Source organism: Leucobacter rhizosphaerae (assembly GCF_022919175.1).
GTDB lineage: Bacteria > Actinomycetota > Actinomycetes > Actinomycetales > Microbacteriaceae > Leucobacter > Leucobacter rhizosphaerae.
Window position 1 is genome coordinate 2778689 of sequence record NZ_CP095043.1, and the last position, 22715, is coordinate 2801403.

Consider the following 22715-nt stretch of genomic DNA (forward strand, 5'->3'; position numbering starts at 1 on the left):
TCTACTCGCGTGCGATGGCGCCGATGCCCTCAGCGGCCCCAAGCTAGACTGTCCGCTGAGCTGTTGAAAGGAAGTGACCCATGAAGGGCATCATTCTCGCCGGGGGATCCGGAACTCGTCTGTGGCCGATCACCAAGGGCATCTCCAAACAGCTCATGCCGATCTACGACAAGCCGATGGTCTACTACCCCCTCTCGACGCTGATGATGGCCGGCATCAACGAGGTGCTGATCATCACCACCCCCGAGTACAACGACCAGTTCCGCGCGCTCTTCGGCGACGGCTCCCACCTCGGCATGCGTCTCGAGTACGCGGTGCAGCCGTCTCCGGACGGCCTTGCGCAGGCCTTCATCATCGGCGAGGAATTCATCGGCGACGACAGCGTGGCGCTGGTGCTCGGCGACAACATCTTCCACGGGGTCGGGCTGGGCTCGAACCTGCGCAAGCACACCGAGGTCGAGGGAGCCGTCGTGTTCGCGTATCACGTCGCCGATCCCGCAGCGTACGGTGTCGTCGAGTTCGACGCGGACATGCGTGCGGTCTCGATCGAGGAGAAGCCCGCCCAGCCGAAGAGCAACTACGCGGTGCCCGGTCTGTACTTCTACGACAACGACGTCGTGCGGATCGCGAAGACCATCACCCCCAGCGCCCGCGGCGAGCTGGAGATCTCCACGGTGAACGAGGCCTATCTGAACGCGGGCACGCTCTCCGTGCAGACCCTTGATCGTGGCACCGCCTGGCTCGACACCGGCACCTTCGAGTCGATGATGCAGGCGTCCGAGTACGTCCGTGTCATCGAGGATCGCCAGGGGTTCAAAGTGGGCTGCGTGGAGGAAGTGGCCTGGCGCAACGGCTGGATCAGCGACGACGAGCTGGAACAGCTCGCCGCACCGTTGCAGAAGAGCGGGTACGGCCGGTACCTGTCCAATCTCATCGCGAACTGATCGAGCACATTCCGCGCGGGCGACCCGCGCACGTGACGGAGGAGGGGGCGACATGGACGCCGTAGCAGTGGCCATCCTGAGCGAGAGTGAGCGCGTCGGCGATCTGTCGAGTGTGCTTGTCATCGGGGAACTGAGCGAGGAGGCGCTCCAGGCGCTTCCCGGGACGACGACGGTGCGCACTGCAGACGACCTGCTGCGGGAGGATCCGTCGGCCGCGGGGCACCACGACCTGGTCGTCTGCGCGGGTGCACTGGTCGAGGGCGACCTGCGGCGTCGCGCGCTGGGGCACGCGCTCGCGGCGGTCGCGGGCACCGCGGTGATCTCGGTTCAGCCCCTCGGCGACGAACTCCCGATCCCACTGATCGAACTCAAACGCGGATTGCTGCTCGATGCTCCCGAACTCGGATATCGGGTGTACGGGCAGTGGAAGGAGCGCTCATGACCACCGTGCGGATCTCGGACCAGGCGATCGCCGCGGGTGCTGCGGCCGTGGAGCGGGAGCTCGTGCAGCTCTCCGTCCTCGCGAGCCGGGGCGAGTCGGGCCCGCTGTCACTAGCGTCGGATCAGGATCCCGCGATCCTGGAACTCGCGAAGTGGCGCGGGGTGCCGATCGTCGACGCCTCAGCCGGCGAGGGAGCGCCTATCTCTGAGCTCTGGGAGAACCGGCTCCGGGTCTCCGCGGTCATCGCCTGTCACAACTACGGACACTACCTCGATGAGGCGATCCGATCGCTGCTCGCGCAGACCTACCTCCCGGACGAGATCATCCTCTCCGACGACGCGTCGACGGACGAGTCACCCGAGATCATGCGTGCATATGCCGCGAAGCACCCGGACGTGATCCGAGTGAACCTCAACGAGTCGAACCGAGGCATTCAGACTCACTTCAACGAGGTCGTCGCCATGGCGGAGGGCGACCTCGTCGTGATCATCGGTGCCGACAATCGCGTCCCCGCGAACTACATCGAAGCGCAGTTCACCGCGCTCGCCGCCGATGACACCGTGGGCCTCGCGTACACGGACTTCGCGCTCTTCGGCGGGCGGGCGAAGAACGACTACGAGCGCATGCTCCCCGCGTTCCAAGGAGAGAAGCTGCCGAACGGGGTGTACCTGAGCGACTTCCCGGAATACGACGAGGCATCCGCCGCGATGCTCCGCGAGGGCAACAACTTCATCCACGGCTCCACCATGTACCGGCGCTCGACGTTCGACCAGGTCGGCGGGTACATCGATCGCAAGAGCGGACCCGAGGACATGACGCTCTTCCAAGCCATGCTCGAGACCGGACTCGTGGCGCAGAAGGTGACGGGCACCGCGCTCGAGTACCGCCAGCACTCGGCCGAGCAGGCGAACTACCAGTTCTCCTACTTCGGCGAGCTCCAGCGACTCCGCGAGGAGATGCACGCGTTCGAGGTGCTCAAAGAGGAGTACGCCGCGCTGGACACACGCCATGCAGGGCTGCTCGATGAGATCGAAACGCTCCGCGGAGAGTGCCGCGAGCTCGCTCGAGAGCGCGACGAGCTGAAGGTCGAGGTGGGGCAGCTCTCCGACGTCATCGCGTCGCTGCGCGCATCACTCTCCTTCCGACTCGGCAACAGCGTCGTCGCTCCCGCCCGTCGGGTCGTCTCCGCTCTCCGCGGCCGGAGGCGTTGACGGCTCCGAGGACTCGGGTGTCGCTTCCGTCGTCTCGGGTGTCGCTTCCGTCGAATCAACCAGGCCCGAGCCCAGGGGGATCACCGATCCCTGCTTCGTGACCGAGTTCCAGGTGAGCGTCGCTCCTTGGAAGTCCTGGCGGCACTCGTCGCCGGTGCAGGTCATCGCCGAGGTCGGCCAGCCGACCGTGCCGGTGAGTCCGCCCTGCGCATTGAAGAAGGCGCGCATCGGACCCGACACGAGGAACGTGCCGTGGGGTGACGAGGCGATCGCCGCTCCCTGGAATCCTTGCACAGAGCCGCCCCCATTGGCCGGTTCAGACTTGGCGTCTGCTGACGGCCAGCCGGGAGTGCCCGCCAGGCCCCCCGACTCGCCGAACACGCGTCGAATCTCACCGTTCAACAGCACGGGGTTCGCGGCGCCGCTGCGATGCGTGAGCGCGCCGTTCTGGAATGCCTGCACGGTGCCGCCGCCCTGCACCGTGTGCGACACAGCATTCGAGGTCGGCCACCCGAGCGACCCGACGAGCCCGCCGAGCGCACCGAACTTCGTACGCATCGCCCCAGTCAGCACGAAGCTGCCGGTCGAGGTGCTCGTCACCGCACCGTTCTCGAATCCCTGGACGGTTCCGCCGCCATTGGCGGCTTCGAGCCGGGCGTTCCCGGTCGGCCAACCGAGAGCACCGGTCAGCCCCCCGGCCGCGTTGTACGGGGTGCGGATCGGTGCCATGACCGCAAACGCGCCCGTGCGATCGGAGACCGCGATCGCACCCTGCTCGAAGTTGTGCACGGTGCCACCAGCACCGCCGGTCACGGTCCGGGTGTTGCCCAGACTGCGGCCGAGATCGACGCCCGCGTTCAGGAGCGAGGCGTACGCGGTGGCGACCGCTGTCGACATGACGGTCGCGTGGCCGCTCGCGTCGACTGAGATCGAGCCACCCTGGAAGTTCTGGGTGCAGACACCCGAGGTGGCGCACGACACGGCACTCACGGGCCAGCCCAGGTATCCGGCGATTCCGCCGTTGGCCCCGAGCGCCTCGCGCACGGCCCCTGAGATCGAGAACGCGCCGGTCGTTTTGCTCCAGGCGATGGCGCCGTTCGCGTGCGCCTGGACGAAACCGCCGCCGTGCACCCGCTGTCCCTGCGCACCGCGGCTGACCGCGCCAAGCGAGGAACGCTCCGCCGAGGCCACCGTGTCGATGGCCGGAATCGAGACGACCGCCGAGCTGCCGGTGAGCTTGATCGTGCCCTGCTCGAACGGCTGCACGCAGTTCGACGACGAGCTACAGCTACGGTTCGCGGTGGGCCAGCCGAGTGGCCCGTCGTAACCGAGTCCCGCGGAGGCGAAGGTGCTGCGGATCTCACCGCTCACGGTGAGGAAGCCGTGCTGGGCCGTGTGGGAGACCGCACCGCCCTGGAACGCCTGGGTGCGACCCGGGCCCTTCGCGGCCGCGTCGGAGGTGGGCCAGCCCAGCGTTCCGGCGAGCCCGCCCTGTGTCCCGAAGAAGGTCCGGAAGTCGCCTGTGAGCACGTAGGCCGCCGAGGCCCCGGTGCGCCAGGTCACTGCGCCGTTCGTGTACGCCCGCACGGTCCCGCCGCCATTTGCGGTGTGCACGGTGTAGGACGAGGTCGCCGCCCCCAACCACCCGTTCTGCGCGTACTTGGCATCGATTTGCGCTTGTCCCGGGATCGTCGACGTGGTGAACCACGTGTTGTAGAGGAGGAAGAAGTTCCGGTTGCCGTAGCTCGAGCAGCTATCGCCTGTGCCCCAGCCGGCGTTCAACGCGGCCTGATTCGGGCGGTAGGGCGTGTAGATGTAGAGCGCAGCTGTCGCCCAATTCTCGATGTACACCTGCGACGTTCCGCACCCGATGTCCGGGTTCCACTGGATCGTGTTCACCTGGAACGGCTTGTAGTTGTAGCTGTTCGGGAAGGCCTTGTACACCTGCAGCTGCCAGGCCGCGCGGTACACCTGCTGTGGGAAGCCGGTCTGCGATGGGTCGCAGTTCGCCGAGTTGTTGGGCCCCGAGTCGGGGCACGCGTATCCCATTGCGCGGTCATACTGCCGCACCGTCGGCCAGGAATCGGTGATGAGGCTCTGCTCCTTCTCGAGCATCACCATGAGCACCTTGGGGTTGATGTTGCAGGCGCGGCTGACCTTGTTGATGATCGCGGCAGCCGACTCATTCGTCGCGCCGACGTACGCGTGGCAGTACGCATTCGCCGGTCGGGTGGTCGTGGTGAAAGCGGAATCCTTCAGGCAGACGCTCGCGATGAAGGTGGAGCCGTAGGGCGACCACGGCAGTCGACCGGGGTCGCCGATAGTGCATCGCGGGAGCCGCTGGTTCAAGAAGGACTGGACCTCCGCGGTGGTCATCGACGATCCGTTGTAGAACTCGGCGTCGCTGATGATGTTGCTCGGATTGAAGTCCGTCGCATTGACCGCCTGGGCCGGTGCCGCGACCACCTGCAACCCCGTGAGTGCGATCGCGCTCGCAGCGAGGACCGCGAGTAGCCGCCGTCCGATTCCTGCCCCGTTGCGTGCCACGCCACACTCCCTGATCTGTCGATGCCGCCGGAGCCGCATGCCCACCGGTCCCGGTGCTCAATGACATGAGACACCACAACCCCCGTGGTACAGACTACGTGACGCCTCGCAGGCCCGTCAGTTTACGGGGGCGAGTCGGGGTATGCCGTTCGGCGGAATATCGATCGTCCCTCGCTGGAATCGCTGTGCGACCGCACCGTCCGTTGACACCTGGGCGTCCTCGAGCGGCCAGCCCAGTTCCTCGATGCCGCCCACCGCATTGAAGAACGAGCGGATCGGTTCCTTGACGGAGAACGAGCCCGCGTGCGACGACCAGCACAGGGCTCCCCGTTGGAACCCCTGCACCACGCCGCCGCCGTGCGCGGCGATCGGGTGGATCGGGGAGGCCGGCCAGCCGAGCTCCTTCTTCCGCGCGTCGTCGTAGGCATCGGCGAGCTCCGGCGCGAGTGGGAACACGCTGTAGGTGTAGTCCGCGGCGACGTCCTTCACCGGACCGACGCTCTGCAGGCTGCCCTTTTCGATCCAGGCGGCCTGGTCGCACATCTCGAGCACCGTGCCCATGGAGTGGCTCACGAGAATCACGGTCTTGCCCTGGTCGTGGAGCTCGTCGAACTTCGCGCGCGACTTCTCTTGGAATGCGGCATCTCCCACCGCGAGGATCTCGTCGACGACGAGCACGTCCGGCTGCACGTGGATCGCGACGGAGAAGCCGAGCCGCACGTACATGCCGGAGGAGTAGCTCTTCACGGGCTGGTCGATGAACTTGCCGATCTCGGAGAAGTCGACGATGTCGTCGAACTTCCGGTCGACCTCTTTGCGGCTCATGCCGAGAATCGATCCGTTGAGGTAGATATTCTCGCGCCCGGAGAGCTCGGGGTGGAACCCCGAGCCCACCTCGAGCAGCGAGGCCACGCGGCCGTGGCTGGTGATCTCGCCCTCATCGGGCCAGAGGATCCGCGCGAGGCACTTCAGGAGCGTCGACTTCCCGGATCCGTTGCTGCCGATCAGCGCGAAGGTCGACCCGGTTGGCACCTCGAAGGAGACGTCGCGCAACGCCCAGAAGTCCTCGTACTCTGCGATCTTGCGTCGCATGATCGCGGACTTCAGGCTCTGATTGCGCTCGTGATACAGCCGGAACTTCTTCCCGAGGCCCTCTACGCGCACTGCGACGTCGTTCATAGCATCTCCGCAATCTTCTTCTCGGAACGGTTGAAGACGAACACGCCGACGAGTACCGCCGCCGCTGTCCACCCCACACAGGTCACGAGATGGATGGTGTCCGGCCAACGGTTGTCGTAGAGCAACTGGCGGAACGCGGTCACGAAGTGGTACATCGGGTTCAACGTATAGAGGTCGAAAACCGTGATGTTGGTGTTCAAGAGTCCGCCGAAGCGGTCCGACATGTCGCGGATGAGTGAGGCCGGGTAGATGATTGGCGTCAGGTACATCCACAGCTGCAGCAGGATCCCGAGCAGGTACTGAGTGTCGCGGAAGTGGATCGTGACGATCGCGAGGATCCACCCGAGGCCACTCGCGAACATCGCGAGGAGGAGCATGAGGAGCAGGGTGCCCGGGATCCAGATGAGGACCTGGCTGCCGACGAGCAGCAGCGCGATGACGAGTACGAGCATCTCGAGCATCCAGTTCATGCCGAGCGTTCCGACGGCGGCCAGCGGCAGCACGGACCTCGGGAAGTACACCTTCGTGATCAAGCCGGTGTTCGCGAGCAACGAGTTCGAGGTTGCGTTCAAGCTGCCGGCGAAGAACCCCCAGGGGAGCAGGCCGCACATCAGCCAGATCGGGAAGATGTTGAGACCGCTGGGATCGCCGGCCTCGGGCTGGATCCGGAACACCATCGAAAAGATGAAGGTGTAGATCAGCATCGACGCGAGCGGGTTCAGCAGCGACCACAGTCGACCGAGGACCGTCCGCTTGTACTGCCCTCGTGTCTCCCGCAACACGAGATTCGCGAGGAGCTCGCGTGAGGCCCACAGCTCCTTGAAAAACTGCATGCTAGGTTCCTACTCTCACCTTCCGCGCTTCGCGCCAGACCGCGAGACATCGACTTCTTAGTGTAGGTGCTATTTCTCCAGCGACCTGTCAGGTCGCCCCTGGTTGCGGGACGCGGTGCCCGTCGTCTCGGCGGGGGCCGTGAGCGCGCTCATCGTCTGCGGCTAGAATTGGCACGGTCCGAGGTGCTGCGGCACCGCGGAGCCCCGTGTCGGCGCACGGCTCGGCCGCGTGTGGCACGAGCGATCCGATACGCGGATGACGAGATGAGATGTGGTTGGGAGCGGAATGACACGGTCTGTGGACATTCAGTCGGTGGTCTACCTCAATGCGCCGGAGGACCTGATTCGCGCTGCGGAGGCGGTGAGCAACGCCGCCCGCGTCGCTCGTGAGGAGGGTGCGCTCGGCGACTGGGCGTTCCGGCTCGGCGATGGCAGCCCCGATGCGATGCTCGGCGACTCCGATCTGGAGACGATTCGGACGCTGGTCGAGGCGCAGGGCGGACAGTTCGAGTACGACGTCTTCGGCATCAATCTCGGATCCGCGGCCGGTCACAACCGGTTGGCCGAGCGTGCGGATCTGGACGAGATCGTGATCCTGAACCCCGATGCGCTCATGGCCCCCGATCTGTTGCAGGTGCTCATCGAAACGACGGCGCCGGACGTCGGGTTCATCGAGGCGCGCCAGCTCCCGGTCGAGCACCCGAAGGAGTACGACCCCGTCACCGGTGATACGCAGTGGGGGTCGACGGCGTGCGCGATGATTCCGCGCGAGCTCTTCGTCGCGCTCAACGGCTTCGACGCCGAAACCTTCTTCCTGTATTGCGACGACGTCGACTTCTCGTGGCGGGTGAGGCTCGCGGGCAAGCGCGTCGTGCTGCAGTCCGCGGCGCGGCTCTTCCACGACAAGCGGCTCACGCCGACGGGCGACTGGCCGTCGTCGAATGCCGAGCGCTACTACTCCGCGGAAGCCGCACTGCTGCTCGCGTACAAGTACTCGCGGGACGACATCCTCGAGCAGAACCTCCGCGCCTTCGCGAGCTCTGAGGACGCGAACCTGCGGAAGGCACTCGCGGCCTTCGAGCGTCGGCGAACGACGGGTCCGCTTCCCGATCGCGTCGATCGCGAGCACCTCGTCGCGGACTTTGTGCTTGGAAACTACACGACGCACCGCTACTAGGAGGGACGGAGAGACGATGACTGAAACAGCGAAAACACGCGGCTCTGCGGCCGAGGTATGGCTCGAGAACCTCATTCAAGGCGACGTGCACGAGGATCTCAAGAAGCCGATCGCCGAGGCGATCGCAGTGCTCGCCGAGGCTCGGCGATCCGAGGAGGACCGCCCGTTCCTCACCGTCGTGATGCGCACCCAGGGAAAGAAGCCTGAGGCGTTCAAGGACGCGATCCTGACCCTCTACGGGCAGAGCGATCAAGACTTCGAGTTGCTGGTCATGGCGCACAACACGGGAGAGTCGGATCTCGCGGTCGTGCGGCGCATCATCGATCAGCAGGCACCGAGCTTCCGTGAGCGGATCCGCCTCGTCGAGGTCACCGGCGGCGGACGCTCCCGGCCGCTCAACACCGCGCTGACCGAAGGCCGGGGCCGCTACTTCGCCTTCTTCGACGATGACGACCTGGTGTTCGGCCACTGGGTGGAGTCCTTCCACACGGCATCCGAGCAGCAGCGGGGCCGTCTGCTCCGCGCTGTCGGATCGACCCAGCGCATGGAGCACGAGACGTGGCCGGGCGGGGCGAGCGGGTTCCGCAGCACCACGTGGCCGAAGGCGGAGTACCTGCGGACCTTCGAATTCGAGCGTCATCTCGAGAGGAACCACTCGCCCTTCATGTCGGTCGCTTTCCCGCGCGAGCTCTTCGAGACCTGGGGCGAGCGCTTCGACGAAGTGCTCGACGTGTGCGAGGACTGGGACATGATCCTCCGCGGCGCATTCCTCGTGGGCGTCACCTCGGTCGACGAACTCACCGTGGTCTACCGGCTGTGGACGGGCGTGACCTCCAGCTACACCGAGCACGACCGTGCCGCGTGGCAGGCTTCGGAAGCCCGGGTGCGCGACAAGCTGAACTCCCGACCCTCGATCATGCCCGAGGGGGCGCCGAACTCGATCGTGGACTCGATGCGTCAGGTCGAGACCCAGATCGTGATCGACAACCCCGTGATCCACCAGATCATGAGCAGCACGTCGTGGCGGATCACCGCCCCGCTGCGATGGGTGACGAACCAGGCGCGCCGCGCGATTCGCCGGTGAGTCGTGGGGCGGGCGATGAGCGCCCGCCCCACGACCGTCTCAGCCTTGGCGGACCTCCGCAGGCGTGAGACCCGTTTCCGGCTCGGAGACCCGATCCGCATCTCGTCCGGTCGCGACGCGGGTGCGGCGCAGCGCCGGGCGCTCGACGAGGTACCAGCTCGCGACGGCGAACACGGCTGTGACCGCGAGCGCGGCGAAGGAGAACGCCCAGGGCCCGAGGAACGCGAGGCCGAACACGGCGAGCAGCTGCTGCACTGGGAACGCGTAGACATACACGCCATAAGACACGTCGTTGCGCGCGATCCACGACGGCTGCGGCACGACCGTGGACAGCCACAGCAGCCCGTACGCGAGCAGCGGTGCCGTCAGCTGCGCCGTCCAGATCGGACCGTTGCCGATCCCGATGACCACCACCGCGAGCGACAGGACCCCGGGGATCCAGTGCAGCCCGAAGTACGGCAGCACGAACCGCATGAGCGCACCGCCGAGGAAGTACGGCAGGAGCATGGCCAGCAGCCGGAAGGACTCGTTGCCGTCGAGGAAGCTCAGCGCGAACTCGATCTTCGCGTACACCACGACCGAGAGCACAAACGCGATCGCGATGGGCCAGACCGAGGTGCGGGCGCGCCTCCAGATCAGCAGCACCCCGACGAACATGTAGCAGAGGAACTCGTAGAAGAGCGTCCAGAGCGAACCGTTCCAGACGTTGGGGTAAGGCACGCTCCCCAGCGTGTCGCCGATCGCGTAGGCCCGAACCTCCAGGAAGAGGTTCTGGAATACGTAGCTGAGCGGGCTCGGGGGAGTGCGCAGATACCCGACGAGCGTGCCGTGATTCACGAGGTGCGCGACCGGTCCGAAGAGCACCACGGTCACCAGCAGTACGGCGAGGAACGCCGGGAAAATGCGGCCGATGCGCAGCAGGAGGAAGTTCGCGAACCGGGTCCGCTGCCGACTCGCCGTGATGAGGTAGCCGCTCGCGGCAAAGAACCCCGCGACGGCCCAGGCGCCCAGGTGCTGCCCGCCCCACGCCGGCTGCACCTCGGGGGGAAGCCCGATGATGAAGTAGGTGTGCGCGAACAGCACGGTCGATGCGAGCACCAACCGGATCAGGTTCAGGCTGTTGTTCTTGGGGTCGAGTTGTGTGCCGAAGAACTTGGACCTCGCCGGTGAGGACACTCCGGCGAGGGATGCCTCACGCAGGCTGGACATCGGGCTGATCGTTGATCCAATTGACGAGGCGATGGATCCCGTCGCGGAGACTGTATTGCGGTGTCCAATCGAGCTCCCGCTGGGCTCGATCGATATCGGCCCACGCGTGACGTACGTCGCCGAGCCGGTAGGCACCGGTGACGTGCGGCGCGGGAGCGCCGTATTCGGCGCTGATGAGTTCCGCGGCATCGGAGATGGTGTGGACCGAGCCCAGACCGATGTCGAGCGCGCGGCGCGGCGCGGGCGAGACGGTCGCTGCCGCCACGACGGCAGAGGCGACGTCGTCGATCAGGATGAAGTCGCGGCGGACGGCGCCGTCCTCGTACAGCGGGATGGACTTGCCGCCCATCGCCATCCGGCAGAACAGCGACATGATGCCCGTGTAGGGGTTGATGAGGGACTGCCCGGGGCCGTAGACATTCTGGAGGCGCAGCACGACCGCCTCGACGCCGAACGAATCGGCCCAGGTCTGGATGAGGTGCTCCTGCGCGAGCTTCGTCGCGGCGTACACGCTGACGGGGCTCGGCGTGACGCTGCTCGCGTCCATGGCCACCGGCTCGGCGTCGGGGAAGTCCCACTGCGCCGACTCGAGCTGGGCGACGGATCGCTGACCGGGGTACGCGATATCGCCGTCTGAGTTCTTCCACGCGCCCTCACCGTAGACGGCGCGGCTGCTCGTGAGCACGATCCGGCCGGGCATCGTCTCGTTGCGGCGGAGGGCGTCGAGCATCTGCGTCGTCCCGACGACGTTCACGGTCGCGTGACGGGTCGACTCGCTCAGGGACTGGCCCGTGCCCGTTTCGGCGGCCAGGTGGATGATCGTGTCCGGGTGGAAATCTGCGAGGACCCGGTCCCAGTCCTCGGCGACACTCACATCGCCGACGACGAGCGTGACGCGCGGGTCGAGCGCCTCGGGCCGGTCGCCGCTCGAGTGGATCTGCGGGTGGAGGTTGTCGAACGCGACGATCTCGGTCGCGGAGTCGAGGAGCGGCGCGATCGCCGTGCCGATGAAGCCCGCGCCGCCGGTGACGAGGGTGCGTCCGAGCGGACGTGTGGACAGGGCCGATGCGGTCACGAGTTCTCCTTGATTCTGCAGTGCGGGTCGGGGCCCGCATCGGCCATTATCCCAGGTTCTCCGTCAGTCGGGTGTCCAAAGCCCCGCAGCGCCCTGCGAGCGGGCCCGGGAGCCCGGCCGCTGCGGAGCGTGGAGCAACTACCATGGAACCGATACGTTGAGCCTCCTGGAGGCTCCGCGCCGGCACACGACGCACCGTCGATCACGATGACTCCGAGGAGAGCACCCCCGTATGGACCCGAACACCCCGCTTGTTTCCGTCGTTCTCGTGAACTTTCGAGGCGCGGACGACACGATCGAGGCCATCCGTCACCTCGGTCAACTCGACTGGCCGGCCGAGGCGCTGGAGATCGTCGTCGTCGAGAACGCCTCCGGCGATGACAGCGCGCAGCGGATCCGAGCTGCGGCGCCGCACGTGCGTCTCATCGAGTCGAAGAAGAACCTCGGATTCGCGGGCGGTTGCAACCTCGGCGTGCAGCGGAGCACCGGGTCGATCGTCGCGCTGCTGAACAACGACGCGAAGCCGGACCGCGGCTGGGTGCGCAGCGCGGTCGCCCGGTTCGAGACCTCGAGCCGGGTGGGGGCCGTCGCGAGCCGGGTGCTGGACTGGGACGGCAACAACGTGGACTTCATCGGCGCCGGCCTCACGTGGTTCGGGATGGGCTACAAGCCCTATTCAGGACTGCCGATCCCCGACACGGAGGACGTCGCCCACGACGTGCTCTTCGGTACGGGGTCCGCGATGTTCGTGCGGCGGGACGTCTACGACGAACTGGGCGGCTTCGACGAGCGGTACTTCATGTTCTTCGAGGACGTCGATCTCGGATGGCGGCTGAACCTCAAGGGCTACCGCTACGTCTACGAGCCCGCGTCGCTCGCGTACCACAAGCACCACGCGAGCATGGACAAGCTCGGCGCCTACAAGGAAACCTACCTGCTGGAGCGCAACGCGCTCTACACCCTCTACAAGAACCTCGGCGACGAGGCGATCAGCGAGACGCTCACTGCGACGCTGCTCCTCGCCGTGCGCCGGGGCATCGCCCGCGGCGGACTCGACTCGAGCGCCTACGACATCCGGAAGGCGGCCGCCGACTCCGAGCTGACGGAGGCGCTGCCGAAGGACACGGTCGCGACGCTGTACGCGATCGACCAGTTCGTGCAGGAACTGCCGCAGCTCGTGAAGGCGCGCGCGGAGATCCAGTCGGGCCGAGTCACTCCCGAGCACGTCATCCATCGCCGCTTCCTGGACACGAATGCTCCGTCGTTCACGGGGGAGCACTTCATGAAGGGCTATCAGCGGATCACGGAGGCCTTCGACGTGCTCGACGCGCCCCACCGCACCAACGTGCTCATCATCACCGGTGATCCCATCGGGGCGAAGATGGCCGGACCGGCGATCCGGGCCTGGCACATGGCGGAGTCGCTTGCACCCGCGAACGACGTGCGCCTCGTCAGCCTCGCGGGCCACGAGGATCTCGCCGCCGACTTCGTGCTCGACACCGTGCGCCCGGGCGACAACCGGGCGATGTCCGCGCACGAGCAGTGGGCGGACGTGATCATCTTCCAGGGCCTCGCGATGGCGCTCTTCCCGTCGATCCGCAAGACCCAGAAGATCCTCGTCGTCGACATCTACGATCCGATGCATCTCGAGCAGCTCGAACAGGGGCGTCCGCAGGGGGAGGAGGCCTGGACCCGGGCCACCGCCGACGCGACGACGGTGCTCAACGAACAGCTTGCGCGCGGCGACTACTTCCTCTGCGCCTCCGAGCGTCAGCGGCACTTCTACCTCGGCCAGCTCGCCGCTCTCGGTCGTGTGAACCCGGCGAACTACGCGGACGACCCCGATCTCACCGGGTTGATCAGCGTGGTGCCGTTCGGGCTGGCGCACCAGCCGCCGGCTCACGAGAAGCAGGTGCTGAAGGGAGTGCACCCGGGTATCGGCGCCGACGACAAGCTGCTGCTCTGGAGCGGCGGCCTGTACAACTGGTTCGACCCGCTGACGCTCATCCGCGCGGTCGCGAAGGTTGCGGAGACCCGCCCGGAGGTGAAGCTCTACTTCCTCGGTACGAAGCATCCGCACCCCGGCGTGCCCGAGATGAAGATCGTCTCCGACTCGCGGGCACTCGCCGCAGAACTCGGAGTCGCGGACACGAACGTCTTCTTCAACGGCTCCTGGGTGGACTACGCCGATCGGGGCAACTACTTGGTGGAGGCCGATCTCGGGGTCAGTACGCACCACTCGCACATCGAGACCACCTTCAGCTTCCGCACCCGGATCCTGGACTACCTCTGGGCGGAACTCCCGATGGTGGTCACCGAGGGAGACCACTTCGCTGAGCTGGTCGAGGATCGTGGCCTCGGCAAGGTCGTGCCGGCGGAGGACGTGGAGGCGCTCGCCGCGGCGATCGAGGAGATGCTCTTCGGGCCGGGAGAGCTGGAGGCGGCGACCGAGCGCATCACCGAGGTGCGCGCGGACTACGAGTGGTCGCGAGTGTTCGAGCCGCTCGTCTCGTTCGTCTCCGAGGCGCGTTACGCGCAGGATCGCGTGAAGCGCGGCGAGGTTCGGGTCGACTCGGGTGCGGCCGGTCGCCCCGCGAAGCGACGCCGACCGGCCGGCCAGAACGGGGTCGTCGAAGACGTGCGTCGTGCGTCGCTGCTCCTCGTGCGGCAGGGGCCCGGCGCCGTGATCCGCAAGGTCAAGCAGCGACTCGGTCGGTAGCGGCTCAGTCCACGAGGATCGCCGGTCGGCGGGACTCGCGGGCCCGCCACGCGCCGATATCGGCCGCGAGCGGCTCGCTCCACGCGTGTGAGGTCCGCTCGAGCACCAGGTCTCCCGCCGCGTACGCGGCCTGCAGGGCGGTGATCTGCGTGTCGTCGATCCCGAAGCGCTGCATGCCGATGGTGTTCACGCCGTGCACGCGCACCGGCGAGCCGAAGGCCTTCGCGTACGGTGGCAGGTCGCGGGTGAGGGGGGTCCCCATGCCCACCATGCAGCCCGCGCCGATGAACACGCGCTGATGCACCGAGGCGTTCAGCCCCAGGTTGACGCGGGCGCCGATCTCGCAGTGCCCGCCGATGCTGACCCCCGCGCTGACGGTGGTGCCCGCCCCGATGTGCACGTCGTGCGCGACGTAGGCGCGGTTCAGGATCCACGCCCCGGCACCGATCGTGGTGGGGCGGTGGCTGCCCTGATGGATCACGGCGCCCTCGCGAACCACGGCGCCCCGGCAGATCCGCACGCCCGCGTGGGCGAGCTCCCCGGCCCAGGCCGCATTCTGCGGCTGATCCGTCATCTCGGGCGGAGAACCGATCAGCGCACTGGCGCCGATGTACACGTCGTCCTCGATCACGCAGGGCCCCAGGATCACCGCGCCGGGTCCGACCGAGACCCCGGTGCCGAGCTCGACCCCGGGGCCGATCACGGCGAGCGGGCTGATCTGCGCGTCAGTCATCGGAGGCGCCGAGGATCACGGTCTGCCGGGTCTGCGCCGACTCGATCGCGGCCTCGCACACGCGGAGCACCTCGAGCCCCTCGCGGAGCGTCACCGCTTCGCTGGGCGTCCCGAGGATCCGGTCGCGGAAGGCTTCGTGCTCGCTCCGCAGCGGCTCGCGCTTCTCGAGTGCCAGGCGAGTCACGGTACCCTCGCTGACGCCCCGGAAGCTCGTCACCGCGTCCCAGCTGGACTGGAAGGTGCCGTTCTCGAAGAACGTGAGGTCGGCGGTGAGGGTGTCGGCGATGAAGGCCCCGCGCTCGCCCGTCACGAGCGTCAGGCGCTCCTTGAACGGGGTGAGCCAGTTCACGAGGTGGTTGATGATCGTACCGTTCGCGAGCCGGGCCGCGATGGTCACCATGTCCTCGTGCTGCCGACCGCTCTGGAAGGCCGTGTGCGCGGCGACCTCCGCGTAGGTCGACCCCGCGAGCCAGGCCGTGAGATCGATGTCGTGGCTGCCGAGGTCCTTGATGACCCCGACGTCGGCGATGCGGGTCGGGAACGGGCCCTGGCGGCGGGTGTGCACCTGGTACACCTCGCCGAGCTCTCCGTGCTCGAGCCGTTTGCGCAGGCTGATGAGCGCGGGGTTGAAGCGTTCGATGTGCCCGACGGCCCCGACGAGTCCGCGCGACTCGAACGCGTCGACGAGGCGCTGTCCGGCCGCGAGCGAGTGCGCGACGGGCTTCTCGATGAGGGCGTTCACCCCGGCTTCGGCGAGCCGGAGACCGACCTCTTCGTGCAGGTGCGTGGGCACGGCCACGACCGCGGCGTCGATGCCGTGCGCGATGAGCTCGTCGACCGAGGCGAAGCAGGGCACCCCTGGCGCGGCGCCGTGCACGTCCCCCATCGCATCCGCGACGCCGACGAGATCGAGCCCCTCGGTCTCCCGCGCCACCCGGGCGTGATGGCGTCCCATCATGCCGAGTCCGACAATGCCCATCCTGATGGCCATGGTGCTCCTCTGTCTGTGTTGAGCTGCGTGTGTGCGATCGGCGAGCGCTACGGGCGCCGATCCTGGGATTCGAGCAGCCGCGCCTCCATGAGGGCGACCGCGCGGGCGAGTTCGGTGGCCTTGGCGTCGCGCCGGGCCTGGGCGCGCATCATGCCGACGGCGAAGAGCAGCGCGGCGATGATCGCCAGGTAGAGCAGCAGATCCGTTCCGCGACCGATGCCGAGGAGGTTCGCGACCCAGGTCAGCGCCTGCGGGAAGATGATCGCGAGCAGGGCCGCGACCGCTGCCAGGATCGAGATGAGCCGCTTGATCGCCAGGGATCGATCCCCGGAGAGCAGCCGGAGGGTGAGCACGGCCACGACCGCGACCGCGACGATGAGGAGTAACTGAAACGCCGTCATGGTGCTCCTATCGGATGATCAGTTCGATCAGGATGTTGATCGAGTTCAGGAGCGACTGGCCCTTGCTCTTCGAGTAGTCGGTGTAGAGCACCTCGACGGGCTGCTCCGCGTAGGGCAGACGGGTGCGGCCGAGCTGCATCACGATCTCGGTGCCGTGGGCCATCCGGTCCTGCTTGAGCTTGATCTGGCTGAGCGCGTCGCGCCGGATCACCCGCAGGCCGTTGTGCGCGTCGGTGAGACGGGTGTGGGTCGTCCAGTTCGTCACGGCGACCGCGGTCTTCAGCACGATCCGCTTCAGCAGTCCCGCCTTCGTCCGGTCGTCGAGGAACCGTGAGCCGAAGACGATGGAGAGGTCCTCGGCGCGAGCGCGGTCGACCATCTCGACGGCGTCGATCACGCGGTGCTGACCATCGGCGTCGAAGGTCACCACGAACTCCGCGCCGCGCTCCTGCGCGTACTCGAAGCCGGTCTGCAGCGCCGCACCCTGGCCGAGGTTGATCGGATGAGTCACGATGCGCGCTCCCGCCGCGGCCGCGGCCGCTCCGGAGCCGTCGCGGGATCCGTCGTCGATACAGACGACGTTCGGGAAGTCGGGGGCGAGTCCGGCGACCACCTCGGCGATCACGGTGGCCTCGTTGTAGAGGGGAATGATCACCCACACGTCGCGGTTGCCGGCGCCTCTGGATGTGCGCGCGGCAGGTGCAGAAGTCATCCGACTATTATGGCAGACCCCTCGACCGGACTTCGGTGTTCGGTCGTTGCTCGGCAACGCTCGCGGTAAGCTGTGAGCGGTCCTGGCACCGCCAGGCGAGAAAGGTGGTCCCGAGTCCATGGACACGTTTATTCCCGCGGCCAAGCCCATCATCGGCGACGAGGAGCGCGAAGCCGTCGATCGCGTTCTGCGTTCCGGCATGATCGCGCAGGGGCCCGAGGTCGCGCAGTTCGAGCGGGAATTCGCGGACCATTTCGTCGCCGGGCGCGAGACCGTCGCGGTGAACTCGGGTACGAGCGGGCAGCACCTGGGCCTGCTCGCGGCGGGTGTCGGTGCGGGAGACGAGGTCATCGTCCCCTCCTTCACCTTCGCGGCGACCGGCAACTCCGTGGCGCTGACCGGCGCCACCCCCGTGTTCGTGGACATCGAGCTCGATCACTTCTCCCTCGATCCTGCCGCCGTGCGTGCCGCGATCACCCCCCGCACCAAGGGCATCATGCCCGTGCACCTCTACGGCCACCCGTTCCTGGTCGACGAGATCGAGGCGATCGCGCGCGAGCACGGCCTCGCGATCTACGAGGACGCGGCCCAGGCGCACGGCGCGAGCTGGCAGGGTCGCCCCGTCGGCACCATCGGCGACTTCGCGATGTTCAGCCTGTACCCGACGAAGAACATGACGTCGGGCGAGGGCGGCATGGTGAGCTGCGGCACCGCGACGATCGCGCGCAACATGCGGTTGCTGCGCAACCAGGGCATGGAGACGCAGTACGAGAACGAGGTCGTCGGATTCAACGCTCGGATGACCGACATCCACGCCGCCATCGGCCGCGTCCAGCTCACCAAGGTCGACGCGTGGACGGCGCAGCGCCAGCGCAACGCAGCGGCGCTCGATGCCGGGCTGGCCGGGATCGACGGGATCCAGACCCCGAAGGTCGCTGACGGCGCCGTGCACGTCTACCACCAGTACACGATCCGCCTCGATCCCGCCGAGCGCGACCGGGTGCGCCAGGCGCTGCTCGATGAGTACCAGATCGGATCCGGTGTCTACTACCCGATCCCGAACCACCGACTGCCGTCGCTGCAGCACTTCGCCCCGGGCCTCGAACTGCCGGTGACCGAGCAGGCCGCTCGCGAGGTGCTCTCGCTGCCGGTGCACCCCTCGCTCCGAGACGGCGACATCGCCCGGATCGTCGACGCGCTCACCGCGATCAGCGGCGCGGGCGCCTAGCGCGCCGGCGATCGACGTCGCACCATGAAGGAACTCTGGACCACCCTCCGGCAGCTGCTGCCCATTCTGCCGAGCGGCGCCCGTCGATACTTCATCGGGTATGTCCTCGCGACGACGGCCATCACTGCGCTCGATGCCGTGGCGATGGGGCTCCTGGCCATCGTGATCGGCCCGGCCATGGCGGGCAACTCGATGAAGTTGCCGATCATCGGCGAAGTGGGACCCGATGCCGCGCCGGTCATCACGATCATCGCCGTCGCGCTGATCATCCTGAAGTCGACCCTGGCGATCCTGCTGCACTGGCTGGCGACGCGGAAGTTCGCCACCTACGAGCAGGAGATCGGCGACCGGCTCTTCTCCGCCTACATCAACTCGAGCTGGGAAGAACGGTCGAAGCGCACGGTCGCCGAGATCACCCGCATCGCCGACCACGGCATCGCGTTCAGCATGGCGAACTTCATCCTGCCGATCGCCCGAGTTCCCGGCCTCTTCTTCACATTCATCGCGGTGCTGGCGGTGCTGCTGTTCGCCGACCCGATGACGTCGATCATCGCCTTCGCCTATCTCGGTCTGGTCGCCTACCTCATCCACTCGGTCGTCACGAAGCGAGCGCTCCGCGCCGGGGACGTGAACCTCGACTACACCTACCGGGTTGCCAACCTGATGACGGAGATGATCGACGCGCTGAAGGAGCTCAGCCTCCGCAACCGCCTCGGCCAGGTCGCCGATCTCGTGAGCGAGAACCGCACGCACGCGGTGCGCGCCCGCGCGAACATCTCCTTCCTGAGCATCGTGCCCGGCTTCGCCTTCGAAGCGGCGCTCATCGGAGGCGTCATCCTCATCGGTGCGGCGGCCTACCTCTTCCAGGGCGGGATGGCCGCGGCGCTCGCGGCCGTCGCCCTGTTCGCGGCGACGGGGTTCCGGCTCATCCCGGCGCTCACGGGCATGCAGGCGAGCCTCGTGCAGGCGGGTCAGGGCCTCGCCATGACAAAGGACGTGATCGGCGACCTCACGTCCACCGAGCAGAACATGCAGTCGTCGCAGATGCCGGCCGACACCGCCGTGCTTGCGGCGACGCCCGACAAGCTCACCCTCTCCGACGTGAGCTTCCGGTACCCCGAGGCGCAGCAGGACGTCATCCAGCACATGTCGCTGGCGATCCCGCTCGGCAGCTCCATGGGCATCGTCGGCCCCTCGGGCGCCGGCAAATCGACGCTCATCGACCTCCTGCTCGGCCTCAGCCAGCCCTCGGACGGGAGCATTACGATCGATGGGGTGCCCCTGCGCTCCGTGCTGCAGCAGTGGCGGGGAAGGGTCGGTTACGTCCCCCAGCGGGTCGCGCTCTTCGATGGGACGATCGCGCAGAACGTCGCGCTCACCTGGAACGACGATGTCGATCGTGACCGGGTCGTCGAGGCGCTCGAGCGCGCGCAGCTCGGCTCCCTCATCTCCGACCGCGGCGACGGGATCGACGAGCGGATCGGTGAGCGCGGTGTGTCGCTGTCCGGCGGCCAGCAACAGCGCCTCGGGATCGCGCGGGCGCTGTACAGCGACCCGCTCGTGCTCGTGCTCGACGAGGCGACGAGTTCGCTCGACACGAAGACCGAAGACGAGGTCACGAAGTCCATCCAGCAGTTGCGCGGCGAGGTGACGCTGATCTCAGTGGCGCACCGGTTGTCGACGATCAAGGAGTACGACCGCGTCTGCTACCTCGACGGCGGCACGATCGTCGCGCAGGGCACGTTCTCCGAGGTGGCCCGCACGGTGCCCGCGTTCGGCGAGCAGGTGCGTCTCGCGGGGCTCGGCGGCGATGTGCAGTGGTCGGGGGAGACGCCCGAGCGCTGAGAGCTGGAGCCGCGTGCCCACCGGACCGAGCTCGCGGGACCGGGCGCTGGGGTGACAGAGGGTCAGCCGGCGCTGCTCGGCAGCCCGTGTCGCCGCTGCAGGAGCGCTCCCGCGAGCAGCGTCCGGAACGGCGCCTGTCGATGGAAGACGGCGAGCGGGTTGCGCGTCAGGATCGCCGACGGGTGCGTGTAGCGCTGGCGCGCCGCGAGCAGCGCGGTGAGGCGCGCGGCGTCGAACTCGTCATCGCGGAGCGCCGAGAGCACGCGGCCGTCGGCGACCGAGAGCAGTCGCTCGACCCGCGGAGCGAGGCCCGCGATCCTGCCGAGGAGCGCCCGGAAGTCGTCGGCCACGGCGCCGTCGGGGCTGTCGCTCGCGAGGTGGCTGCGCAGGGCGTCGAACACGTGCATGCGGATGATCTTCACGAGGATCGCCTCGCGGACGGCGGTGCCCGCAGCGACGAACCACGGCGTGCGCTCGAGGGCGTCGAGGAACCCGAAGTCCTCCGCCAGGGGACGTTTCGCGGCGGTGACCCGGTCTTCGGCATCCCCGTGGCAGACGTACCCCGGGCCGTCCAGGTCGTACGCGAGGTGGCGGCCGGTGAACCAGGTGGTCAAGGAGTAGACGAGATCCTCGCCCGACCCCACCCCCTCGGTCATCCGGAGATCGGGGAAGCGCTCCCGGGACACGAGGCCGAGGGGGGCGCTGCGGTAAGCCAGACGGTCGGCCTCGCCATCGAGCTCGCGTCGCCGCGTACCGCGTCGCACCGGCGGGTAGGGATCGGTGGCTCCACCGGCCAGCCGGATCCGCGCGAACACCGCATCCGCCCCCGTGTCGCGCTGCACCCGCAGCCAGGAGTCGATCGCGCCCGGGGCGAACTCGTCGTCGGAGCCGAGGAGAGCCGTGAACGGCGCGGAGGCCTCGGCGAATCCGAGATTCATGGGTCCGGCCGGGGACGGGATCCCGTCGGCGAGCGCGAGCAACCGGAGGTGTGGGTGCTCCGCGTAGGCGCCGAGGCCCGTGCGGATGATGGCGGGGTCGATGTTGTGGGCGATGACCGTCACCCGCGCCGGGGCGTCCGTGTGGTCGATCACCGAGCCGACGGCCCGGGCGATCGGCCGCGACGCGGAGTGCACCGGGATGATGACGTCGACTGCATACTGTGGCACCCGGACCATACTACGGAACCCCGCTGCAGGATGCGCACGCGGCGGGTCCAGTAGGGTGGTCACGACCCTTGACCGCGTGAGGACGCCGATGAACTCGAACAGCCAGGCGGTGCTCGCCGCGCCCGTGCAGCGGCTCGACGCACTGACGGGGCTGCGCTGGTGGGCGGCGCTCATGGTGTTCCTGTACCACATGCGGGAGTTCGCGCCCCTTCCCGGCTCCATCAAACTCGTCTTCGACCAGGGCTACCTCGGCGTCACGTTCTTCTTCGTGCTCTCGGGGTTCGTGCTGACCTGGTCGATGCGCCCGGCGGTGCGGCTCTCCACCTTCTACTGGCGGCGGTTCGCCCGGATCTGGCCCGCGCACATGATCGCCCTGCTGCTGGCCATCCCGGTGTTCTACACCTTCAGTACGATCCCCGAGGGCAGCTTCTTGAAGCCCTTCGACCTCGGCATCCTGCTGCTCTCCGTGGTGCTGATCCAGGGATGGTGGGCGAATCCGGTGATCCTCTTCTCCGGCAACCCCGCGGCCTGGACGCTCACGGTCGAGGCGCTGTTCTACGCGCTGCACCCGTGGATCTCGAAGATCCTCCTCCCGCTCTCACGGTACGGTGCGCTGGTGCTCGCGGCTGCGGCGATCGCCTGGGCCTTCGTCTACCGCGCCGGCGTGCTGTACTGGCCGGAATCGTGGCTGGCGGACGTGCCGATGCCGATCACCCGCGTGCCCGAGTTCATCCTCGGCATGGCGCTCGCCTGGGCGATGCGGAGCGGCTGGCGCCCGCGTGTGCACCCGCTGCTCGGGATCGCCGCCATGGGGGCGGTCGTGCTCGGGATCGTGTACGCGCTGCTGCACGCCGAGTGGTGGCCGATCGCCGCGTTCGGCAACGAGCTGTTCACCGTGGCCGTCGGCATCAGTATCGTCGGTCTGGCCTCGTTCGCCCTGCGGGGGCGCACGTCGCTCTTCGCGTCCCGCTGGCAGGTGCGGCTGGGGGCGTGGTCGTTCGCCTTCTACCTGGTGCACGCGACGGTCATCTACCTCGCCCTGCGGATCTTCGGCTTCCAGGGTCCGTCATGGTCGAACCTCGGTTGGTTCGCCGTGATCCTCGCCATCGACATCGTGCTGGCCTGGCTGCTCTACCGGTTCATCGAGCATCCGCTCGAGCGGCGGATGCGCCGCTGGAAGGATCGACGCGATGAGCGTGCGGCGGTCCCGCAGGGCTGA

The 22715-nt window shown here is 67.7% G+C and carries 19 protein-coding genes; 9 read left to right on the plus strand and 10 right to left on the minus strand.

The window, feature by feature from the left end; genetic code table 11:
- The first annotated feature begins 80 nt into the window (after nucleotides 1-80).
- From rfbA to MUN76_RS12830, 3 genes are read left to right on the plus strand one after another with little or no spacing between them, the layout of a single operon-like run.
- Nucleotides 81-944: a glucose-1-phosphate thymidylyltransferase RfbA gene (rfbA, locus tag MUN76_RS12820; RefSeq protein WP_244685180.1), complete on the plus strand. Its 864-nt coding sequence runs from the start codon at nucleotides 81-83 to the stop codon at nucleotides 942-944.
- Nucleotides 945-996: 52 nt separating this feature from the next.
- Nucleotides 997-1386: a hypothetical protein gene (locus MUN76_RS12825; protein ID WP_244685182.1), complete on the plus strand. Its 390-nt coding sequence runs from the start codon at nucleotides 997-999 to the stop codon at nucleotides 1384-1386.
- On the plus strand, nucleotides 1383-2597 hold the full coding sequence (locus MUN76_RS12830; RefSeq protein WP_244685184.1) for a glycosyltransferase: 1215 nt from the start codon (nucleotides 1383-1385) through the stop codon (nucleotides 2595-2597). The genes MUN76_RS12825 and MUN76_RS12830 overlap by 4 nt, the downstream gene beginning before the upstream one ends.
- Here the strand turns inward: MUN76_RS12830 and MUN76_RS12835 are convergent.
- The 3 genes from MUN76_RS12835 to MUN76_RS12845 all read right to left on the minus strand — a co-directional run bounded on the left by MUN76_RS12835 (nucleotide 2517) and on the right by MUN76_RS12845 (nucleotide 7156).
- Complete coding sequence (locus MUN76_RS12835) at nucleotides 2517-5144, minus strand: LGFP repeat-containing protein (RefSeq protein ID WP_244685185.1); 2628 nt, start codon at nucleotides 5142-5144, stop codon at nucleotides 2517-2519. The genes MUN76_RS12830 and MUN76_RS12835 overlap by 81 nt on opposite strands.
- Before the next feature lie 117 nt (nucleotides 5145-5261).
- Nucleotides 5262-6323, minus strand: a complete 1062-nt coding sequence (locus tag MUN76_RS12840; protein ID WP_244685187.1) for an ATP-binding cassette domain-containing protein — start codon at nucleotides 6321-6323, stop codon at nucleotides 5262-5264.
- Complete coding sequence (locus MUN76_RS12845; protein ID WP_244685188.1) at nucleotides 6320-7156, minus strand: ABC transporter permease; 837 nt, start codon at nucleotides 7154-7156, stop codon at nucleotides 6320-6322. The genes MUN76_RS12840 and MUN76_RS12845 overlap by 4 nt, the downstream gene beginning before the upstream one ends.
- Nucleotides 7157-7454: 298 nt before the next feature.
- On the opposite strand from MUN76_RS12845, the gene MUN76_RS12850 reads away from it, so the two are divergent.
- Nucleotides 7455-8333, plus strand: a complete 879-nt coding sequence (locus MUN76_RS12850) for a glycosyltransferase family protein (RefSeq protein ID WP_244685189.1) — start codon at nucleotides 7455-7457, stop codon at nucleotides 8331-8333.
- A gap of 16 nt (nucleotides 8334-8349) precedes the next feature.
- Nucleotides 8350-9417 (plus strand): glycosyltransferase family A protein, encoded by a 1068-nt coding sequence (locus MUN76_RS12855; protein ID WP_244685190.1) that lies wholly within the window; start codon nucleotides 8350-8352, stop codon nucleotides 9415-9417.
- Nucleotides 9418-9456: 39 nt separating this feature from the next.
- Here MUN76_RS12855 and MUN76_RS12860 read toward each other — a convergent pair whose 3' ends face one another.
- Nucleotides 9457-10626, minus strand: coding sequence for an acyltransferase family protein (locus MUN76_RS12860; RefSeq protein ID WP_244685191.1), 1170 nt, complete (start codon nucleotides 10624-10626; stop codon nucleotides 9457-9459).
- The gene (locus MUN76_RS12865) at nucleotides 10610-11701 is read right to left on the minus strand and encodes an NAD-dependent epimerase/dehydratase family protein (protein WP_244685192.1); all 1092 of its coding nucleotides are present in this window, start codon (nucleotides 11699-11701) and stop codon (nucleotides 10610-10612) included. Before MUN76_RS12865 ends, MUN76_RS12860 begins: the two co-directional genes overlap by 17 nt.
- 232 nt (nucleotides 11702-11933) lie before the next feature.
- Between MUN76_RS12865 and MUN76_RS12870 the strand changes: the two genes are divergently transcribed.
- On the plus strand, nucleotides 11934-14420 hold the full coding sequence (locus MUN76_RS12870; RefSeq protein WP_244685193.1) for a glycosyltransferase: 2487 nt from the start codon (nucleotides 11934-11936) through the stop codon (nucleotides 14418-14420).
- A 4-nt stretch (nucleotides 14421-14424) separates the two neighbouring features.
- Here MUN76_RS12870 and MUN76_RS12875 read toward each other — a convergent pair whose 3' ends face one another.
- From MUN76_RS12875 to MUN76_RS12890, 4 genes are read right to left on the minus strand one after another with little or no spacing between them, the layout of a single operon-like run.
- Nucleotides 14425-15153 (minus strand): DapH/DapD/GlmU-related protein, encoded by a 729-nt coding sequence (locus MUN76_RS12875; protein ID WP_244685194.1) that lies wholly within the window; start codon nucleotides 15151-15153, stop codon nucleotides 14425-14427.
- A complete protein-coding gene (locus tag MUN76_RS12880; RefSeq protein WP_244685195.1) occupies nucleotides 15146-16144 on the minus strand; it encodes a Gfo/Idh/MocA family protein in 999 nt (332 codons plus the stop codon). The genes MUN76_RS12875 and MUN76_RS12880 overlap by 8 nt, the downstream gene beginning before the upstream one ends.
- A gap of 47 nt (nucleotides 16145-16191) precedes the next feature.
- Complete coding sequence (locus MUN76_RS12885; protein WP_244685196.1) at nucleotides 16192-16545, minus strand: DUF2304 domain-containing protein; 354 nt, start codon at nucleotides 16543-16545, stop codon at nucleotides 16192-16194.
- Between the two features lie 7 nt (nucleotides 16546-16552).
- Nucleotides 16553-17257, minus strand: coding sequence for a glycosyltransferase family 2 protein (locus MUN76_RS12890; RefSeq protein ID WP_244685197.1), 705 nt, complete (start codon nucleotides 17255-17257; stop codon nucleotides 16553-16555).
- A gap of 118 nt (nucleotides 17258-17375) precedes the next feature.
- Here MUN76_RS12890 and MUN76_RS12895 point away from each other — a divergent pair, with 118 nt between their 5' ends.
- Together MUN76_RS12895 and MUN76_RS12900 are read left to right on the plus strand one after the other, a co-directional pair.
- Nucleotides 17376-18485 (plus strand): DegT/DnrJ/EryC1/StrS family aminotransferase, encoded by a 1110-nt coding sequence (locus MUN76_RS12895; protein WP_244685199.1) that lies wholly within the window; start codon nucleotides 17376-17378, stop codon nucleotides 18483-18485.
- Nucleotides 18486-18509: 24 nt separating this feature from the next.
- The gene (locus MUN76_RS12900) at nucleotides 18510-20330 is read left to right on the plus strand and encodes an ABC transporter ATP-binding protein (protein ID WP_244685200.1); all 1821 of its coding nucleotides are present in this window, start codon (nucleotides 18510-18512) and stop codon (nucleotides 20328-20330) included.
- A 62-nt stretch (nucleotides 20331-20392) separates the two neighbouring features.
- On the opposite strand, the gene MUN76_RS12905 is transcribed toward MUN76_RS12900, so the two are convergent.
- Nucleotides 20393-21496, minus strand: coding sequence for a glycosyltransferase family A protein (locus MUN76_RS12905; protein WP_244685202.1), 1104 nt, complete (start codon nucleotides 21494-21496; stop codon nucleotides 20393-20395).
- An 88-nt stretch (nucleotides 21497-21584) separates the two neighbouring features.
- Between MUN76_RS12905 and MUN76_RS12910 the strand changes: the two genes are divergently transcribed.
- Entirely contained in the window at nucleotides 21585-22715 is a 1131-nt protein-coding gene (locus tag MUN76_RS12910; RefSeq protein WP_244685204.1) for an acyltransferase family protein, read from the plus strand.